Source organism: Paenibacillus chitinolyticus NBRC 15660 (genome assembly GCF_000739915.1).
GTDB classification, from domain to species: domain Bacteria; phylum Bacillota; class Bacilli; order Paenibacillales; family NBRC-103111; genus Paenibacillus_F; species Paenibacillus_F chitinolyticus.
This window is the reverse complement of sequence record NZ_BBJT01000023.1, coordinates 42,905-59,118: the sequence shown is the minus strand read 5'-3', so window position 1 is coordinate 59,118 and position 16,214 is coordinate 42,905. Positions and strand designations below refer to the sequence as shown.

The window sequence follows — 16,214 nt, the reverse complement described above, 5'->3', positions numbered from 1 at the left end:
CGGCTTTATCAGCCTCGTCGTTGTCCGCTTCGTTTCAGCGGCGACTTAATTAATATACCACATTCACCTAGTTGATTGCAAGCTTTTTTTCGATGAATTTTTTCAGGCTTTTTAATTTGTCGCTTCTTTCGGAAGGCGGAATACAAATATACCATTCACACTTTACTATGTCAACAAAAAATATCTTCCCTAGGGAAGATATTTTTCATCGAGCCTATTTGTCCTTAACGCGCTTCAATGACCTCTTGAATGTACAGATTTCTTTCCAATGTGAGGTTAACGATTGTTCCGTTGATGTTGACCCAAGGGCGCGTCGGGTACGACCGATCCGAGAAAACAATTTCGCCTACACGGTTATCGTTCAATTTTACAACGGTCCCGATATGAAACGAAGTCACTTTGTTGATGAACGTATTGACGATAGCCGGATCGACTTTACCAAAAGAATCTTTGCTGAGCTGCTCCAGAACCAGATAAGGGGATGTGGCTTCCTGATGATAACGAACGCTTGTCATGGCATGAAAGATATCGGCTACAGCAACCACTTTGGAATAGATGTGAATCTGATCGCTTTTAAGACCAAGCGGATAGCCGGAAGTGTCCTCCCGCTCATGATGCTGAAGAGAACAAAGCTTAACACCCTCGTTAAGGGCTGCTATCGGTTTTAGCACATTGTAACCGTAAAGGGTGTGCTTGCGCATTTCCTCAAGCTCTATAGGTGTTAACTTGGTCGGTTTAACGAGAAGAGCCTGATCGATTTTGGCATTCCCGATATCATGCAGGAGTCCGGCGAGGGCTATCTGCATCCAATCCTTCTGAGGAAGTCCGTGCCATTTAGCCAGAAGATAAGATGTCAGAGAAACCATGATGCTGTTGTGATGGACGAAATCCTGCAGCTGAAACTGCCTCGGTGTAAACGTAAGGACCTGGTATCCTTCTATATGCTCGATCAGCTTATGAAGCTCATTACGCATCTCCAGCACCGGCAGGGCAGAATTGCCCAACACAAGACCGAACGCTTTCTTAAGCAGTTGGAGCATTTTGTCGTAAGAAAGATCAAAGGACGAGATTTGCTTCGTATCTATATCCGCTGAAGCGACCGCACTGGCCGATTCTTGGCCTGAATTGCTTGTCCCGTTATCAATGGTTACGGTAGAGATCAGGAATGCCTTCAGAATCTCCGCATCTCGCTCTGTCAGGATTCTGCCCTTATAAAATAATGCATTGCCGAAACGGCTGTTTACAGCCTCCAGGAGCTTGTCGCCGGCTTTAATTTGTGACACAGAGACTGTCCGCAAGGTATTTCCCTCCGCTTTACCTAAGTTTGTCAATTTTATTGTAAAACAAAAAAGATGGGGATGTAAGTCCCCACCTTCGAAACTATTTATTAAATTTCAGTATCCTCTTCAGGATTATCCACCTGTGCATCCGTTTGTTCAGACGCCATTTGTTCCTGATCTTCTTCGTTGAACTCGTCATCCTGGCTTTCCTCGCTCTTGGCCACATGAGTGACAGTCGCCACCTCATCATCCTCGCGGATGTTGATTAGACGAACCCCCTGCGTGTTGCGTCCCATTTCAGAAATGCCGGAGATGCTTGTCCGAATAAGTGTTCCGCTCGCGGTAATGATCATGAGATCTTCTTCGTTGTTCACGACTTTAAGACCTACAACCGCACCGTTCTTGGTGGTAACGTTGAGCGTCTTGATGCCCTTACCGCCCCGTGATTGCACGCGGTATTCCGCTATAGGCGTCCGTTTGCCGAAACCTTTGGAGGTCACAATCAGAACGCTTGCGTCTTCATCCACCACGTCCATATCGATAACCGTATCTTCCGGTCCGATTTGAATGCCTTTGACACCCGTGGCGGAACGGCCCATGGATCTGACATCGTTTTCCGGGAATCGGATGGACATGCCGTCACGCGTACCCATGATAATATCACGCTTGCCATCCGTCAGTTTTACGCCGACAAGCGAATCATCGTCACGGAGATTGATTGCGATCAGACCGCCTTTGCGGATATTGATATAATCATCCAACGGAGTTTTTTTCACAATCCCCTGCTTTGTGGCAAAGAACAGATAATTGTCCGCACTAAATTCCTGAACCGGAATAACGGCACTTACGGTTTCGCCCTGTTCAATCTGAATCAGGTTGATAATCGGGGTTCCCCGCGCAGTCCGGCTAAGATCCGGAATCTCGTAGGCCTTAAGCTTGTACACTTTGCCTCTGTCCGTAAAGAAGAGAAGATAGTGATGCGTGTTGGTTACGAACAGATGGTTTACAAAGTCATCCGTCTTCGTATCCATACCGACGATTCCGCGGCCTCCGCGTTTCTGGCTTCGGTACGTGTTTACCGGAAGGCGTTTAATATAGCCCGTGTGGGTAATAGTAATGACAACATCCTCTTGAGGAATCAGGTCTTCGTCTTCGATGCTGTCTTCGCCTTTGGTAATTTCACTGCGTCTTTCGTCGCCGTAGCTTTGTTTGATTTCATTGAGCTCTTCGCTGATGATAGCGAGAATAAGCTGCTCATCGGCAAGAATAGCTTTTAATTCTGCGATCTTTTGAAGAAGCTCGGCGTACTCTTGTTCAATCTTCTCCCGCTCCAGACCTGTAAGGCGCTGCAAACGCATATCCAAAATGGCTTGCGCCTGATCGTGAGAAAGGTTGAAAGTTGTCATCAAGCCTTCACGCGCAGCTTCGGTTGTACGCGAAGAACGGATTAGGGCAATGACTTCATCCAGATTGTCGAGCGCGATACGCAGACCCTCGAGAATATGAGCACGAGCTTCGGCTTTACGCAGATCGTATTCGGTACGTCTGCGGATGATGACCTTCTGGTGCTCCAGGTAATAATAAATCATCTCCCTCAGGTTCAGAACCCTAGGTTCCCCATTTACGAGGGCGAGCATGATGATACCGAAATTGGACTGCAAAGCTGTATGCTTATACAAATTATTGAGAACGACATTCGGATTCACATCACGACGCAGCTCCATAACGATACGCATACCGTTACGGTCCGATTCATCGCGTAAGTCTGTAATGCCGTCGATTTTCTTGTCGCGGACGAGTTCGGCGATCTTTTCAATCAAACGTGCTTTGTTTACTTGATAAGGAATTTCATGCACGATAATCCGTGCTTTATTATTCACTTCTTCAATGTCGGCTTTCGCTCTCATGGTGACGGAGCCTCTGCCTGTGGCATAAGCCTGCCGAATTCCTTCGCGGCCGAGTATATACGCACCCGTCGGGAAGTCCGGGCCCTTGATTGACTGCATCAATTCCAACGGAGTTACATCCGGGTTCTCGATCATTTGCTGAATTCCGTCGATAACCTCTCCAAGATTATGCGGCGGAATATTGGTGGCCATACCTACGGCAATCCCGGAAGATCCGTTAACAAGGAGGTTAGGGAACCGTGCCGGCAGTACGACCGGCTCCTGTTCCTCTCCGTCATAGTTCGGAATGTAGTCGATGGTCTCTTTATTGATATCACGCAGCATCTCCATTGCGATCTTGGAGAGACGCGCCTCCGTGTAACGCATAGCTGCCGCCATGTCGCCGTCGACGGAACCGAAGTTTCCGTGCCCGTCAATGAGCATGTAACGCAGCGAGAAATCCTGAGCCATCCGGACCATCGTTTCATATACCGGAGAATCCCCGTGAGGATGGTATTTACCGATTACTTCGCCGACGATTCTGGCTGACTTTTTGTGCGGTTTATCTGAATACATGCCCAGCTCGGACATCGCGTATAAAATACGCCGGTGAACCGGTTTGAGGCCGTCCCGGACGTCGGGAAGCGCACGGCTGACGATGATACTCATGGCGTAATCTAAAAATGAGGTGCGCATTTCCGAACTAATATCAACCTCAACGACTTGCGAACGCATTTCTTCGGTCATGATTTATCCTCCTGAAACGTGCATCCTAGGCTGGAATAAATCCAGCCTTCTATCTCTTGAAGCCCTAAATATCCAAGTTCTTTACATACTTCGCGTGCTGATGAATGAAGTTACGTCTAGGTTCCACGTTGTCTCCCATCAGTGTATCGAAAATAGAATCGGCATCCATCGCATCTTGGATGGTGACTTGCAGCAGGGTGCGGGTTTCCGGATCCATGGTTGTATCCCACAATTGTTCCGCATCCATTTCCCCGAGACCTTTGTAACGCTGAACGTTGACTTTGGCTCCTTCGCCAAACTCTTTCATGATCTCATCCCGCTGCTTGTCGCTGTATGCATAGCGGGCCACTTTGCCCCGCTCCAGCTTATAAAGAGGCGGCTGCGCAATATACACATACCCCACTTCAATCAGCTTGCGCATATAACGATAGAAATACGTAAGCAGCAAGGTACGGATATGGGCTCCGTCGACGTCGGCATCCGTCATAATGATCAGCTTATGGTATCGAGCTTTGGTAATATCGAAATCATCGCTGATTCCTGTACCCATCGCCGTAATAATGGCACGGATCTCCAGGTTCGATAAAATTTTGTCCAAACGTGCTTTCTCGACGTTCAAAATTTTACCGCGGATCGGCAGAATGGCCTGGAAATGACGGTCACGGCCCTGTTTGGCCGATCCGCCGGCGGAGTCCCCTTCCACGATGTACAGCTCGCTGATGGACGCATCCTTGGACGAGCAGTCAGCCAGCTTGCCCGGAAGGGAGCTTACTTCCAGCACGCTCTTACGGCGGGTCAATTCTCTTGCTTTGCGGGCCGCTTCGCGCGCACGGGAAGCCTGGAGTCCTTTCTCCACGATCTTCTTCGCGATCGCCGGGTTTTCGTCCAGGAACTCGAGAAGCTTCTCGGCAAACAGAGAATCGACGATCCCGCGCACTTCGCTGTTGCCGAGCTTCGTCTTGGTCTGCCCTTCAAACTGAGGCTCGGGTATCTTAACCGAGATAATGGCGGCTAGGCCCTCACGAACGTCGTCACCGGACAGGTTAGACCCGCTTTCTTTGATCGCATTCGTTTTGCGCGCGTAGTCATTCAGAATCCGCGTCAATGCGCTTTTGAAACCGGACTCGTGAGTACCGCCTTCGTGTGTATTGATATTATTGGCAAACGAATAGATGTTCTCCGTATAGCTGTCGTTGTACTGAATAGCCACTTCAACCTGGATATTTTCCTTGCTGCCTTCGACATAAATCGGAGGTTGATGAAGGGCTTCTTTGTTCCGGTTCAAGTGCTCGACGAAGGATTTAATTCCTCCCTCGTACATAAAGCTTTCGGAAGTATCCGTACGTTCGTCGGTCAGATTAATCTCGATTCCTTTATTCAAAAACGCCAGCTCACGGATTCTGGATTGCAGAATCTCGTAATCATATTCGGTCGTCTCCGTAAAAATCTCCGGATCGGGCGTAAACGTAACCGTTGTTCCGGTTTCTTCCGTTTCGCCTATAATCCGAAGATCATATTGCGGTTTACCCTGGCGATATTCTTGTTCGTGGATTTTACCGTGCAGCTTGACTCGTACGTGAAGATGCGAGGACAGCGCGTTAACAACGGAAATACCTACCCCGTGAAGTCCGCCGGAAACTTTGTAGCCCGAATCGTCTCCGCCGAATTTACCGCCTGCATGGAGTACGGTGAGAACCACTTCTAGCGCGGGACGCTTCATCTTGGCATGTTCCCCTACGGGAATTCCGCGTCCGTTGTCAATTACGGTAATCCGGTTGTCTTTATGAACGATGACGTCGATACGGGTACAATAACCGGCCAGCGCTTCGTCGATGGAGTTATCGACAACTTCCCACACGAGATGGTGCAGGCCGCGGCTGCTGGTCGAGCCGATATACATGCCCGGTCTTTTACGAACGGCTTCCAGCCCTTCCAGTACCTGAATCTGATTCTCATCGTACGAATTTTGGTTCAAAGTCATACACCCTTCACCTGCTTTTACATAGTCAAATCGCTCAGTTCGTCAACAGCTGATTTGCGCGTTTCTTCAAAGTCATCGAGGAGATTGGGGAATAATACACTTTGCCTTGCGTCACGACAAGCGATTTGCATTCCTCTTCGCCAATGATCTCAATCTTCTTGCTGCGAGTAGCCTCCGCAATAAACTGCTTGGATATCTTCGAAGACTTCTCGATCGACAGATCGAAAATCGCGATGAGTTCCGAGGAACGAATAATCTTTTCGCCGCCTAAATGGATAAACACAATCTCTCAACTCCTGTCGATGACGCTGCCGCTCGAAACATGAAAAACGGCCGCATGGTCTAACTGGTCCAAATGGACGCTTTCGAGTCCGGTCGTTGTGATAAACGTTTGTACTTTCTTCTGGAACGTCTGGATGAGTTGGGTCTGTCTATATTCGTCAAGTTCGGAAAGAACATCGTCGAGGAGTAACACAGGGTACTCGCCGACCTCCTCCCGGATGAGTTCGATTTCGGCTAACTTTAAAGAAAGAGCAGTCGTTCTCTGCTGCCCTTGGGATCCGTACGTTTGTACGTCTTTGTCGTTAATGCAGAAAAGAAGGTCGTCCCGGTGCGGACCGATCAATGAGACGCCTCTTCGCATTTCCTGTTCTTTTATCTGTGATAACTTTATCATAAATCGGTCCAATAAAACAGATTCATCTTCAAAGTGCCCGTCCGCAAAGGAAGGAGCATACTCCACCCGGAGCATTTCCTTGCCGTTGGTGATTCCCTGATGAATCTGCTCCGCCCAGCTTTGGAGTTTCTTTATAAAGCTTTGACGTTTTTTCATAATTTTAACACCGAAGGCTGCAAGCTGTTCGTTCCATACATCCAGCATAGAGCTATTGGCCGCGGAAGGGGGGTAGGACTGCTTCAGCAAATTATTGCGCTGCACAAGCACCTTCTGGTATTGAGTGAGGTCGTAAAGGTAGCTGGGGTAGACCTGCCCGATCTCCATATCGAGAAACCTCCGGCGGATGCCGGGGCTTCCCTTGACGATCTCCAGGTCTTCGGGAGCGAACATCACCACATTAAGCGCCCCGACATACTGGCTCAGCTTTTTTTGCTCAAGCCCGTTTACTTTCGCTTTCTTGCCTTTGCCCGATATGGAAAGCTCGAGCGTACTCATTCCGTATTTCCGTTCCACCTCGCCAAAAAGTCTGGCATGGTCCTCCTGCCATTGAATCAATTCCTTCTCCTGATGGGTACGGTGGGACTTGGTCAGTGCAAGCACGTAGATGGATTCCAGCAAGTTGGTCTTCCCCTGCGCATTGGGACCTACAAAGATGTTAACATTCCGATCCGTCGAGATTTCCACATGTGGATAATTTCGATAATGTTCCAACAACAGCCGTTTGACAAACAATGGCGTTCCTCCTGTGCTTCCTCGGGCCTATTCCCGGGACACGACGAATTCCCCGCAGCCTTCTACGGCAACTTTGTCTCCGGAGTACAGCTTCCGCCCGCGGCGGTTTTCGTTTTCTCCGTTTACTTCGATATGGGCTTCCTGAAGGAAGGATTTGGCCTGTCCTCCGGTTTGAATGCAGTCCGCCAGTTTCAAAAATTGACCCAAGGTTATATATTCCGTACGAATGGTGACCTCTTTCATCGAGTCTCCTCCGTTTGTCTGATTTAATTGTCAGTCTGCTTAGTTTGTTGTGCGGTACGGGAGAATAAGCTGCAAAATATTTTGCTGTTCTTCCGGACGGATAATAATCGGCTGCATAGCGCCGGTGAATCCGATGTGAATGTGGTCGCTATCCATAACTTTAAGCGCATCGAGCATATATTTGGAGTTAAAGGAGATCCGCAGCAGTTCGCCGTTGATTTTCTGAAGCTGCAGTTGCTCCGTTACTTTGCCCAATTCGGTCGAACTTGAAGAAACCTCGATGGTTTCATCTTCTTTCATCACGAGTTTAACGATATTGGTCTTATCTTCTCTGGAAAGAAGGTAAGCACGGTCAATCGCATCGGCCAGTTCTTTGGTGCCCACAACGAGTTCTGTCTGGAACGACTGCGGAATAAGCTTGGATGTATCCGGATAAGTTCCGTCCAGAATGCGCGTATAGAACAAAATCGAGTTCATTTTGAACAAGACCTGATTGTCCGCGATAACGATATCGATCAAGGAATTCTGATCCGGCAAAATTTTGCTCAGCTCGTTAAGCGTACGTCCGGAAATAACAATCGGATGGAATTTTTGTCCCGGCTCCAGATCGAGGTTAATCTCACGGGAAGCCAGTCTGTGGCGGTCGCAAGCGATAAATTTCAGCTTATTGTCCGAAATCTGCCAGAGTACACCGGTCAGAATAGGCGTAGTTTCATTCGTCGAAACGGAAAAAGACGTCTGCTTGATCATCGTTTTGAGCAGATCGCTTGGAATCCGGATCGTACGGCTTTCTTCGATTTGGGGCAGAAGCGGATATTCTTCAGGGTCGAGACCCATAATTTGCACTTCGGAAGATCCCGAACGAATGGTGGTTTGAAAATGGTCCTTAACTTCGATCTCGATCGTTTGGGAGGGGAGCTTGCGGATCATTTCCATGAAAAATTTAGCGGGGAGCACGACGCTTCCCGGTTGAAAGAGCTCAATTACTTTCAGCTCAGCAGTTTCGGTTGGCATAAAGCTTTGGATGGAAATGTCGGTGTCACTGGCAGTCAGTGTTACACCTTCTGAAGTGGCGTCTATTTTGATTCCGGTCAAAATCGGAATAGTCGTTTTACTGGAGATGGCCTTGGAGACGTGCTGAATGGATTCATTAAGTTGATCTTTCAATATCGTTAATTTCATGTTTTCACTCCTGTGGTTCTAAATTCTAGCCGGACTGCATACCCTTATATAATACCTTTTTTTTATTAGTAATAGTAGTAGAGGCACTGGATATGTGGATATGTGGACGAAAGTCACAAAAAACAAGCCTATCCACATGTGCATAGTTTGTGCATAGGCTTGTAGTTATTAAGAGGACGGATTTTTGATTTTTTCCGTCAGGCTATGAATGATTTTGAAAAGTTCCTGATCTGTCTTCAGGGCCTCGCTAATTTTTTCGTGCGCGTGGATGACGGTCGTGTGATCGCGTCCGCCGAACGCCTCGCCGATCTTGGGAAGAGAGAAATCGGTCATTTCCCGGGATAAATACATGGCAACCTGCCTAGGAAAAGCAACGGCTTTGGTCCGTTTCCTCGCTTTGAAGTCCTCCATTTTCAACCCGTAGAACTCTCCGACTTTCTGCTGGATATCCTGCATCGTAATGACCCGCGGCCGGCTTGAAGGGATAATATCTTTCAGCGCTTCCGCAGCCAGATGAGTCGTAATATCCTGGTTGCTTAACGAGGAATAGGCGACGACCCTAATCAACGCACCTTCGAGTTCCCGAATGTTCGTATCGATCTGATTGGCGATATACACCATCGCTTCATTCGGAATTTCAAGATTCTCGGCCTTGGCTTTCTTGCGGAGAATGGCAATACGCGTCTCTAAGTCCGGCGGCTGAATATCCGTAATGAGCCCCCATTCGAAGCGCGAGCGCAGACGGTCTTCGAGCGTCGGGATCTCTTTGGGAGGCCGGTCGCTGGAAATGATGATCTGCTTGCCTTCTTCATGAAGGGCGTTGAAGGTGTGGAAAAATTCTTCCTGCGTCTGTTCTTTACCCGCAAGAAATTGAATATCGTCTATAAGAAGCACGTCGATGCTTCTGTATTTGTTGCGGAATCCTTCGCCGCGGTTGTCCCGGATCGCATTGATGAATTCGTTCGTAAATTTCTCGGAAGAGATGTAAAGAACGCGCGCCCGCGGATTATGTTCGAGTACATAATGCCCGATTGCGTGCATCAAGTGGGTTTTCCCGAGTCCTACGCCTCCGTATAGAAAAAGCGGATTGTATGCTTTGGCCGGGGCCTCCGCAACGGCAAGGGAAGCCGCATGGGCGAACCGGTTGCCGGCGCCGATAACGAACGTATCGAACGTATACCGCGAGTTCATCATATGATGAAAAGTTTCTTCTTGAACGGGAGCGGCAGGCTCCTTCGGAATTTCCGGGGGCGTGGTTTGTACCGCGACGGGCGATTTCTCGTCGGACTCGTTTACGAATTTGACCTCGACCTGTTTGCCGAGAAATTCATAGATCGTGGTCCCGATCATTTTCGCGTAGCGGCTTTCCAGCCATTCTTTCGCAAAATTGTTCGGTGCGCTGATGACGACAGTCGTATCCGTAAAGACGGTAGCTCTTGTGGATTTAAGCCAAGTATCGAAGCTCGGCTTGCTTAATTTTTTTTGTATGATAGACAGGACTTGCTGCCATGAGTCGGTCGTATGGCTATCCACAACAGTTCACTCCTTTAAACATAAAAAAGACTTGCGGAAAACGCCATGTCGCCTTGCTTCATGTCAATTACCACAAAATCTTGTCGATTCTTATCCACACGAGTCAGGTTATGCAGAAGAGACTTGCTCGAATAGAGGGAAAATTGTTCACAATGTTATCCACAGGCTGTTGATAAACGAAGGGTGTCAGGAGAATATCCACAACAGAAACAATACTATATTAGCAAATGAGAGAGGGATTATCAACGCAATGTTTTAATTTATCCACATATTCAACCCCTTGTGTAAAGTTAATATTAACACCACTAGATATTGTTGATAATTTGTTTGCTTTCGACAAGTTCTGCACAGAGGGTTGAAAAATTTGTACACAGGTTGTTCCAGCCGAGCTTCCACCTTGACTTTTAGGGTCTCTTTGTGCTTTAATTGAAAAAGACATTTTTGGGATTAGATAGATCCTCAGGGAGGTGCAAATAGATGCGTCCTACGTTTAACCCGAACACAAGAACACGGAAGAAGAACCACGGTTTCCGTAAAAGAATGAGCACGAAAAACGGCCGTAAAGTGCTGCAAGCACGCCGTCAAAAAGGTAGAAAAGTACTGAGTGCTTAATTGCCAGGCCACTTGATGTGGTCTTTTTTTCTGGGTTTTTATAGGCTTGTGAGGGTTTCGACCGATTAAACCGCCCGTTACCGGTGAAAACTAGAGAATGGGCGGTCAAAGAAGCGGTTTTGTTTGGAGTGCTTGCTTGTGGAAAAAAAGCTTAGGCTTGCAAAAAGAGAAGATTTTCAAAAGGTGTATCGCTACGGAAAATCGGCAGCGAACCACCAGTTTGTTCTATATTATATGCCTCGTCGTGAGAATGAACATTTCCGGCTGGGGATCTCGGCCAGCAAAAAGATTGGAAACGCCGTCATCCGCAACCGGCTGCGACGCGTTTTAAAGGAAATTATCCGGCTGAACGAGGAACGGTTTCCCGGTGGTTACGATTATATAGTCATCGTGAGAAAACCGGCCGTCGAAATGGATTTCCACGAGATGGAGAAGAGCATCTACCATGTTTTCAAACGAGCGGGGCTGCTGCGAAAAAACAGCTGATCCCGGCTCGATTTGGACATGCTTTATTTTCCAAGCAATTATTTCCTTGCCGGATTAAACTATGGTATAGTTTATGGTGGAATAGAAAACTGGGAGGACCTCAATTGATTCGTCGAACCTACAAATATGCACCGCTTCTTCTGCTGTTGTTCGTGCTAACGGGTTGCGGCACGTCGCCTACCTCGTATCCTCCATTGGATCCCGCGACAGCAGGGTTTTTCACCAAATACTTCATTATCCCTCTGTCTGATCTGCTCGATTTCTTTGCCAATTCGATTGGCAATTCGTACGGTATCTCTATCCTGATCGTGACTATCATTATCCGTGTGATCGTTCTGCCGCTGACGCTCAAGCAGTACAAGAGCTCCAAGCGTATGCAGGAGGTCCAGCCGGAAATGGCTAAAATCCGCGAGAAGTTTAAAGATAACCCGCAGAAGCAGCAGGAAGAGACAATGAAGCTTTTCCAGAAGCATGGTGTCAATCCGCTTGCCGGATGTTTCCCGATTCTGATTCAGATGCCGATCTTGCTGGCGCTTTATCAAGCGATCGTGCGGAATCCGCACATTTTTTCTCATCAATTTCTATGGATGGAACTCGGTAAACCCGATCCGTTCTATGTACTGCCGGTCCTAGCGGCGGCTACAACGTTCATTCAGCAAAAAGTGATGTCGGCTCAGAACCCGATGAACAAACAGATGCAGAGCATCATGTTTATTTTCCCGGTGATGATCTTCGTGATGTCGATGAGCTTCGCATCCGCTTTGCCGCTGTACTGGATTTACAGCAACGTCTTCACCATCGTTCAGACCTATTTCTTGTACGGTCGATCTCCTAAAACAAAAGGTGGACAGGCTGCATGAAAAAAGTGATTGCGACGGGAAAAACGATTGATGATGCAATAAAGGCCGGTCTTGCGCAGTTAAGCACTACGCAAGACCGGGTGCATGTCACCGTCCTGGAACAGCCGTCCAAAGGTTTTCTCGGATTGATCGGCACGAAGGAAGCGAAGGTGGAACTCGAGAAGATCCCGGATCCGATCGAAGAAGCCGTTGCTTTTCTGAAAGATCTGTTCGACACGATGGGGCTGGCTATCTCCATTGACCAGAAGCAAACGAAAGAAGGCCATTTGTTTAACTTAAGCGGATCCGAACTCGGAATATTGATCGGTAAAAGAGGACAAACTTTGGACGCGCTTCAATATTTGGTCAATATCGTCGCAAATCGGTTCTCGAATGCGCATGTCCGTATTCTGCTCGATGCCGAGCAGTTTAGAGACAGACGGAAGCAGACGCTGCAGGAACTGGCACACCGGCTTGCGGGCCGTGTCGTCCGTTCCCGGAAGGAATTGATTTTGGAGCCGATGAACGCTCAGGAGCGCAAAATCATTCATGCCGAGCTGCAATCGCATCCGTCGGTGAAAACATACAGCAAAGGCGACGAGCCGAATCGTCGCGTTGTAATTACGTTAAGATAACTGTCTGCAATGACCCTGTATTTTCTAGGCGTCATTGCTTTTTTCATAATTTGAGCGGTTACCGCTCCGCTTACGGGGTGTTTATTTTATGATTTCAGATACAATTGCCGCCATTGCCACCCCACTCGGGGAAGGCGGAATAGCGGTTGTGAGAGTCAGCGGCGACGAAGCCGTCAAGCTGGTGGAGCCGTTATTCCGGTCTAAAGTGAAATTGTCCGAGGCTCAGACACATACCATTCATTATGGGCATATCATTCATCCTTCATCGGGTGATAAAATAGAGGAAGTTCTTATCAGCGTCATGCGTGCACCGCGTTCTTTTACGACGGAAGATGTCGTTGAAATCAATTGTCACGGGGGAATTGTCTCCGTCAAACGGGTGATGGACCTCCTGCTGGAGCAGGGGATACGTGTTGCCGAACCCGGTGAGTTCACGAAGCGTGCTTTTCTGAACGGACGGATCGACCTGACTCAGGCGGAAGCGGTCATCGACCTGATCCGGTCCAAATCGGACCGTGCTTTTCAAATTGCGCTGAAGCAGGTGGACGGCAATTTATCCAAAGCGATAGGCGAGCTGCGCTACCAGTTGGTTGAGCTGATGGCTCATATTGAAGTGAACATTGATTATCCGGAGCATGACGTTGAGGAAATGACCAATGCGTTTATCCGCGAACGCTGCATTCAAGTGAGTTCCCGTATCGACGAGCTGTTAAGAACGGCCGAACACGGGAAGATTTTGCGTGAGGGGATTGTGACGGCGATTATCGGCAAGCCGAACGTCGGAAAGTCCTCGCTGCTCAATACACTGGCGCAAGAGAACCGTGCTATCGTCACCGATATTCCGGGGACAACCCGGGACGTGATCGAGGAATACGTCAATGTGGGTGGTATTCCGCTCAAGCTTCTTGATACGGCCGGTATCCGGGAAACGTCGGACCTTGTAGAGCAAATCGGGGTAGAGCGTTCCAGGACGGCCTTGTCCGAAGCGGATTTGATTCTCTTGGTGTTAAACAGCAGCGAACCGCTGCTGCCTGAAGAACTGGCCATGATAGAAGAACTGCGGCAGCGTCAAACTATCGTCATTTTGAATAAAACGGATCTTCCCTTACAAATAGATAAAGAGGAGATCGAAGCCAAATTCCCGCAAGGGCGAGTGGTTTCCCTATCTCTTCTGGAAGGAAGCGGCCTCGCGGAGCTGGAAAAAGCGATCTCGGCTATTTTCTTCGAAGGCAATTTGGAGTCCACGGATTTAACCTATGTCAGCAACGTCCGGCATATCGGGCTGCTGAAGCAGGCCAAAGGCTCGCTTCGCGAGGCAATGGAAGCCAATGATGCCTATGTGCCAATCGACATGATTCAGATTGATATCCGGGCTGCATGGGAGCATCTCGGTGAAATTATAGGAGATTCGGTTGCCGAATCGTTGATTGATCAAATTTTTTCACAGTTCTGTCTTGGAAAATAAGACGGTATAGGAGGTAGAAAGGATGGGCTATACAGCCGGAAACTACGAAGTTATCGTCATCGGAGCGGGCCATGCGGGCGTCGAATCGGCGCTGGCCGCAGCCAGGATGGGCTGCGAAACGCTTCTGCTGACAATCAACCTGGATATGGTTGCTTTCATGCCTTGCAATCCCTCTATCGGGGGGCCTGCAAAAGGGCATGTTGTCCGTGAAATCGACGCGCTTGGCGGAGAAATGGGACGCAATATCGACAAAACGTACATTCAAATGCGGATGTTGAACACGGGAAAAGGACCGGCCGTTCACGCGCTGCGTGCGCAAGCGGATAAGTTTCTGTATCAGCATATGATGAAAGAAACCATTGAAAGTACTCCAAACCTGACGTTACGTCAGGGGATGGTGGAAGAGCTGCTTGTGGAGGATGGCGTCTGCAAAGGCGTAGTAACGAAGACCGGGGCCGAATATTACGGCAAAGCGGTCGTTCTGACGACAGGTACTTATCTGCGCGGGAAAGTCATTATGGGTGAACTGATGTATGAAAGCGGCCCTAACAACCAGCAGCCTTCTGTCCGGTTGTCCCAATCTCTGCGTGATTTGGGTCTGGAACTCGTCCGTTTCAAAACGGGAACTCCGCCGCGTGTGCATAAGGACTCCATTGATTTTTCCAAAACGGAAATTCAGCCCGGGGACGAAAATCCAAGATTTTTCTCCTACGAAACGAAAGAAGGCACTCAAGATCAACTGCCTTGCTGGCTGACTTATACGACCGAGAATACTCACGAGATTATTAACGACAATCTGCATCGTGCACCGATGTTTTCGGGAGCCATTGAAGGAACGGGTCCCCGTTATTGTCCGTCTATCGAAGATAAAATCGTGCGTTTTTCCGATAAGCCGAAGCATCAGATTTTCCTTGAGCCGGAAGGACGTAATACGTCCGAGTACTATGTACAGGGACTGTCGACAAGCATGCCGGAAGATGTGCAGCTCAAAATTTTGCGCTCGATTACAGGCCTGGAGAAGGTTGAGATGATGCGTACCGGTTACGCGATCGAATACGATGCAGTTGTTCCGACGCAGCTGAAACCCACTCTTGAAACCAAACAGGTTGAGGGTTTGTTTACGGCAGGACAGATCAACGGCACATCGGGTTATGAAGAAGCGGCCGGTCAGGGCATCATGGCCGGTATTAATGCGGCCTGCAAGGTGCAGGGGAAAGACCCGGTCATTCTCGACCGTTCCGAAGGCTACATCGGCGTACTGATTGATGACCTGGTGACCAAGGGAACTCCGGAGCCTTACCGTTTGCTCACTTCGCGTGCGGAGTATCGTCTGCTGCTCCGTCATGATAACGCCGATCTTCGGCTCACTCCGATCGGTCATAAAATCGGGCTGATTCCGGAAGAGCGTTACCAGCGTTTTATGGCGAAGAAGGAACAGATCGAACAGGAACTTCATCGTCTCAAAACGACCAAGGTCCGTCCGGAACCTCACGTCCAGGCTATTCTCGAAGAAGCGGGCACTGTCCTGCTGAATAATGCCGTAGATCTTCTTACCCTGCTGAAACGCCCGGAGATCAACTACTCCCACATTGAGGGAATGATTCCTCTGCCGGCAGAGCTTTCCGATGAGGTAAAAGAGCAGGCTGAAATTCAAGTGAAATATGCGGGATATATCGAAAAACAACTGGCGCAGGTAGAACGGCTTAAAAAGATGGAAAAGAAAAAGATTCCGGACGATATCATCTATGAAGATATACACGGAATCGCCACGGAAGCGAAGCAGAAGCTCGCAAAAATTCGTCCCGTATCCATTGGACAGGCGAGCCGGATCTCCGGTGTAACACCGGCGGATATCTCCATCCTGCTCGTGTATCTGGAGCATTATAACCAAGTTATCGCTGCAAGGGGATAGAGGAA

At 48.7% G+C, this 16,214-nt stretch carries 14 protein-coding genes; 6 read left to right on the top strand and 8 right to left on the bottom strand.

Annotation, left to right across the window (positions count from 1 at the left end; genetic code table 11):
- Positions 1–224: 224 nt before the first annotated feature.
- From PCH01S_RS28530 to dnaA, 8 genes are all read right to left on the bottom strand, one after another.
- Complete coding sequence (locus PCH01S_RS28530) at positions 225–1,298, bottom strand: HD-GYP domain-containing protein (protein WP_042235713.1); 1,074 nt, start codon at positions 1,296–1,298, stop codon at positions 225–227.
- An 89-nt stretch (positions 1,299–1,387) separates the two neighbouring features.
- The gene (gyrA, locus tag PCH01S_RS28525; protein WP_042235711.1) at positions 1,388–3,913 is read right to left on the bottom strand and encodes a DNA gyrase subunit A; all 2,526 of its coding nucleotides are present in this window, start codon (positions 3,911–3,913) and stop codon (positions 1,388–1,390) included.
- A 64-nt stretch (positions 3,914–3,977) separates the two neighbouring features.
- A complete protein-coding gene (gene gyrB, locus PCH01S_RS28520; RefSeq protein ID WP_042235708.1) occupies positions 3,978–5,894 on the bottom strand; it encodes a DNA topoisomerase (ATP-hydrolyzing) subunit B in 1,917 nt (638 codons plus the stop codon).
- Between the two features lie 34 nt (positions 5,895–5,928).
- Entirely contained in the window at positions 5,929–6,177 is a 249-nt protein-coding gene (gene remB / locus PCH01S_RS28515; protein ID WP_042235705.1) for an extracellular matrix regulator RemB, read from the bottom strand.
- Positions 6,178–6,183: 6 nt separating this feature from the next.
- Positions 6,184–7,302 carry a DNA replication/repair protein RecF gene (gene recF, locus PCH01S_RS28510; RefSeq protein ID WP_042235702.1) on the bottom strand — a complete coding sequence of 373 codons (1,119 nt, stop codon included), beginning with the start codon at positions 7,300–7,302 and terminating at the stop codon, positions 6,184–6,186.
- Positions 7,303–7,329: 27 nt separating this feature from the next.
- Positions 7,330–7,545, bottom strand: coding sequence for a S4 domain-containing protein YaaA (yaaA, locus tag PCH01S_RS28505; protein ID WP_042235700.1), 216 nt, complete (start codon positions 7,543–7,545; stop codon positions 7,330–7,332).
- Positions 7,546–7,584: 39 nt separating this feature from the next.
- Positions 7,585–8,727: a DNA polymerase III subunit beta gene (dnaN, locus tag PCH01S_RS28500; protein WP_042235697.1), complete on the bottom strand. Its 1,143-nt coding sequence runs from the start codon at positions 8,725–8,727 to the stop codon at positions 7,585–7,587.
- A gap of 168 nt (positions 8,728–8,895) precedes the next feature.
- Entirely contained in the window at positions 8,896–10,260 is a 1,365-nt protein-coding gene (dnaA, locus tag PCH01S_RS28495; RefSeq protein ID WP_042235694.1) for a chromosomal replication initiator protein DnaA, read from the bottom strand.
- A gap of 477 nt (positions 10,261–10,737) precedes the next feature.
- Here dnaA and rpmH point away from each other — a divergent pair, with 477 nt between their 5' ends.
- From rpmH to mnmG, 6 genes are all read left to right on the top strand, one after another.
- Entirely contained in the window at positions 10,738–10,872 is a 135-nt protein-coding gene (gene rpmH / locus PCH01S_RS30065) for a 50S ribosomal protein L34 (protein ID WP_009673467.1), read from the top strand.
- A gap of 138 nt (positions 10,873–11,010) precedes the next feature.
- Positions 11,011–11,358, top strand: coding sequence for a ribonuclease P protein component (gene rnpA, locus PCH01S_RS28490; protein WP_009673476.1), 348 nt, complete (start codon positions 11,011–11,013; stop codon positions 11,356–11,358).
- 104 nt (positions 11,359–11,462) lie between these two features.
- Positions 11,463–12,218 carry a YidC/Oxa1 family membrane protein insertase gene (locus PCH01S_RS28485; RefSeq protein WP_042235691.1) on the top strand — a complete coding sequence of 252 codons (756 nt, stop codon included), beginning with the start codon at positions 11,463–11,465 and terminating at the stop codon, positions 12,216–12,218.
- On the top strand, positions 12,215–12,832 hold the full coding sequence (gene jag, locus PCH01S_RS28480) for an RNA-binding cell elongation regulator Jag/EloR (RefSeq protein WP_042235688.1): 618 nt from the start codon (positions 12,215–12,217) through the stop codon (positions 12,830–12,832). Before PCH01S_RS28485 ends, jag begins: the two co-directional genes overlap by 4 nt.
- Positions 12,833–12,920: 88 nt before the next feature.
- Positions 12,921–14,297, top strand: a complete 1,377-nt coding sequence (mnmE, locus tag PCH01S_RS28475) for a tRNA uridine-5-carboxymethylaminomethyl(34) synthesis GTPase MnmE (protein ID WP_042235685.1) — start codon at positions 12,921–12,923, stop codon at positions 14,295–14,297.
- Between the two features lie 22 nt (positions 14,298–14,319).
- Entirely contained in the window at positions 14,320–16,209 is a 1,890-nt protein-coding gene (gene mnmG, locus PCH01S_RS28470) for a tRNA uridine-5-carboxymethylaminomethyl(34) synthesis enzyme MnmG (RefSeq protein WP_042235682.1), read from the top strand.
- The last annotated feature ends 5 nt before the right edge of the window (positions 16,210–16,214 follow it).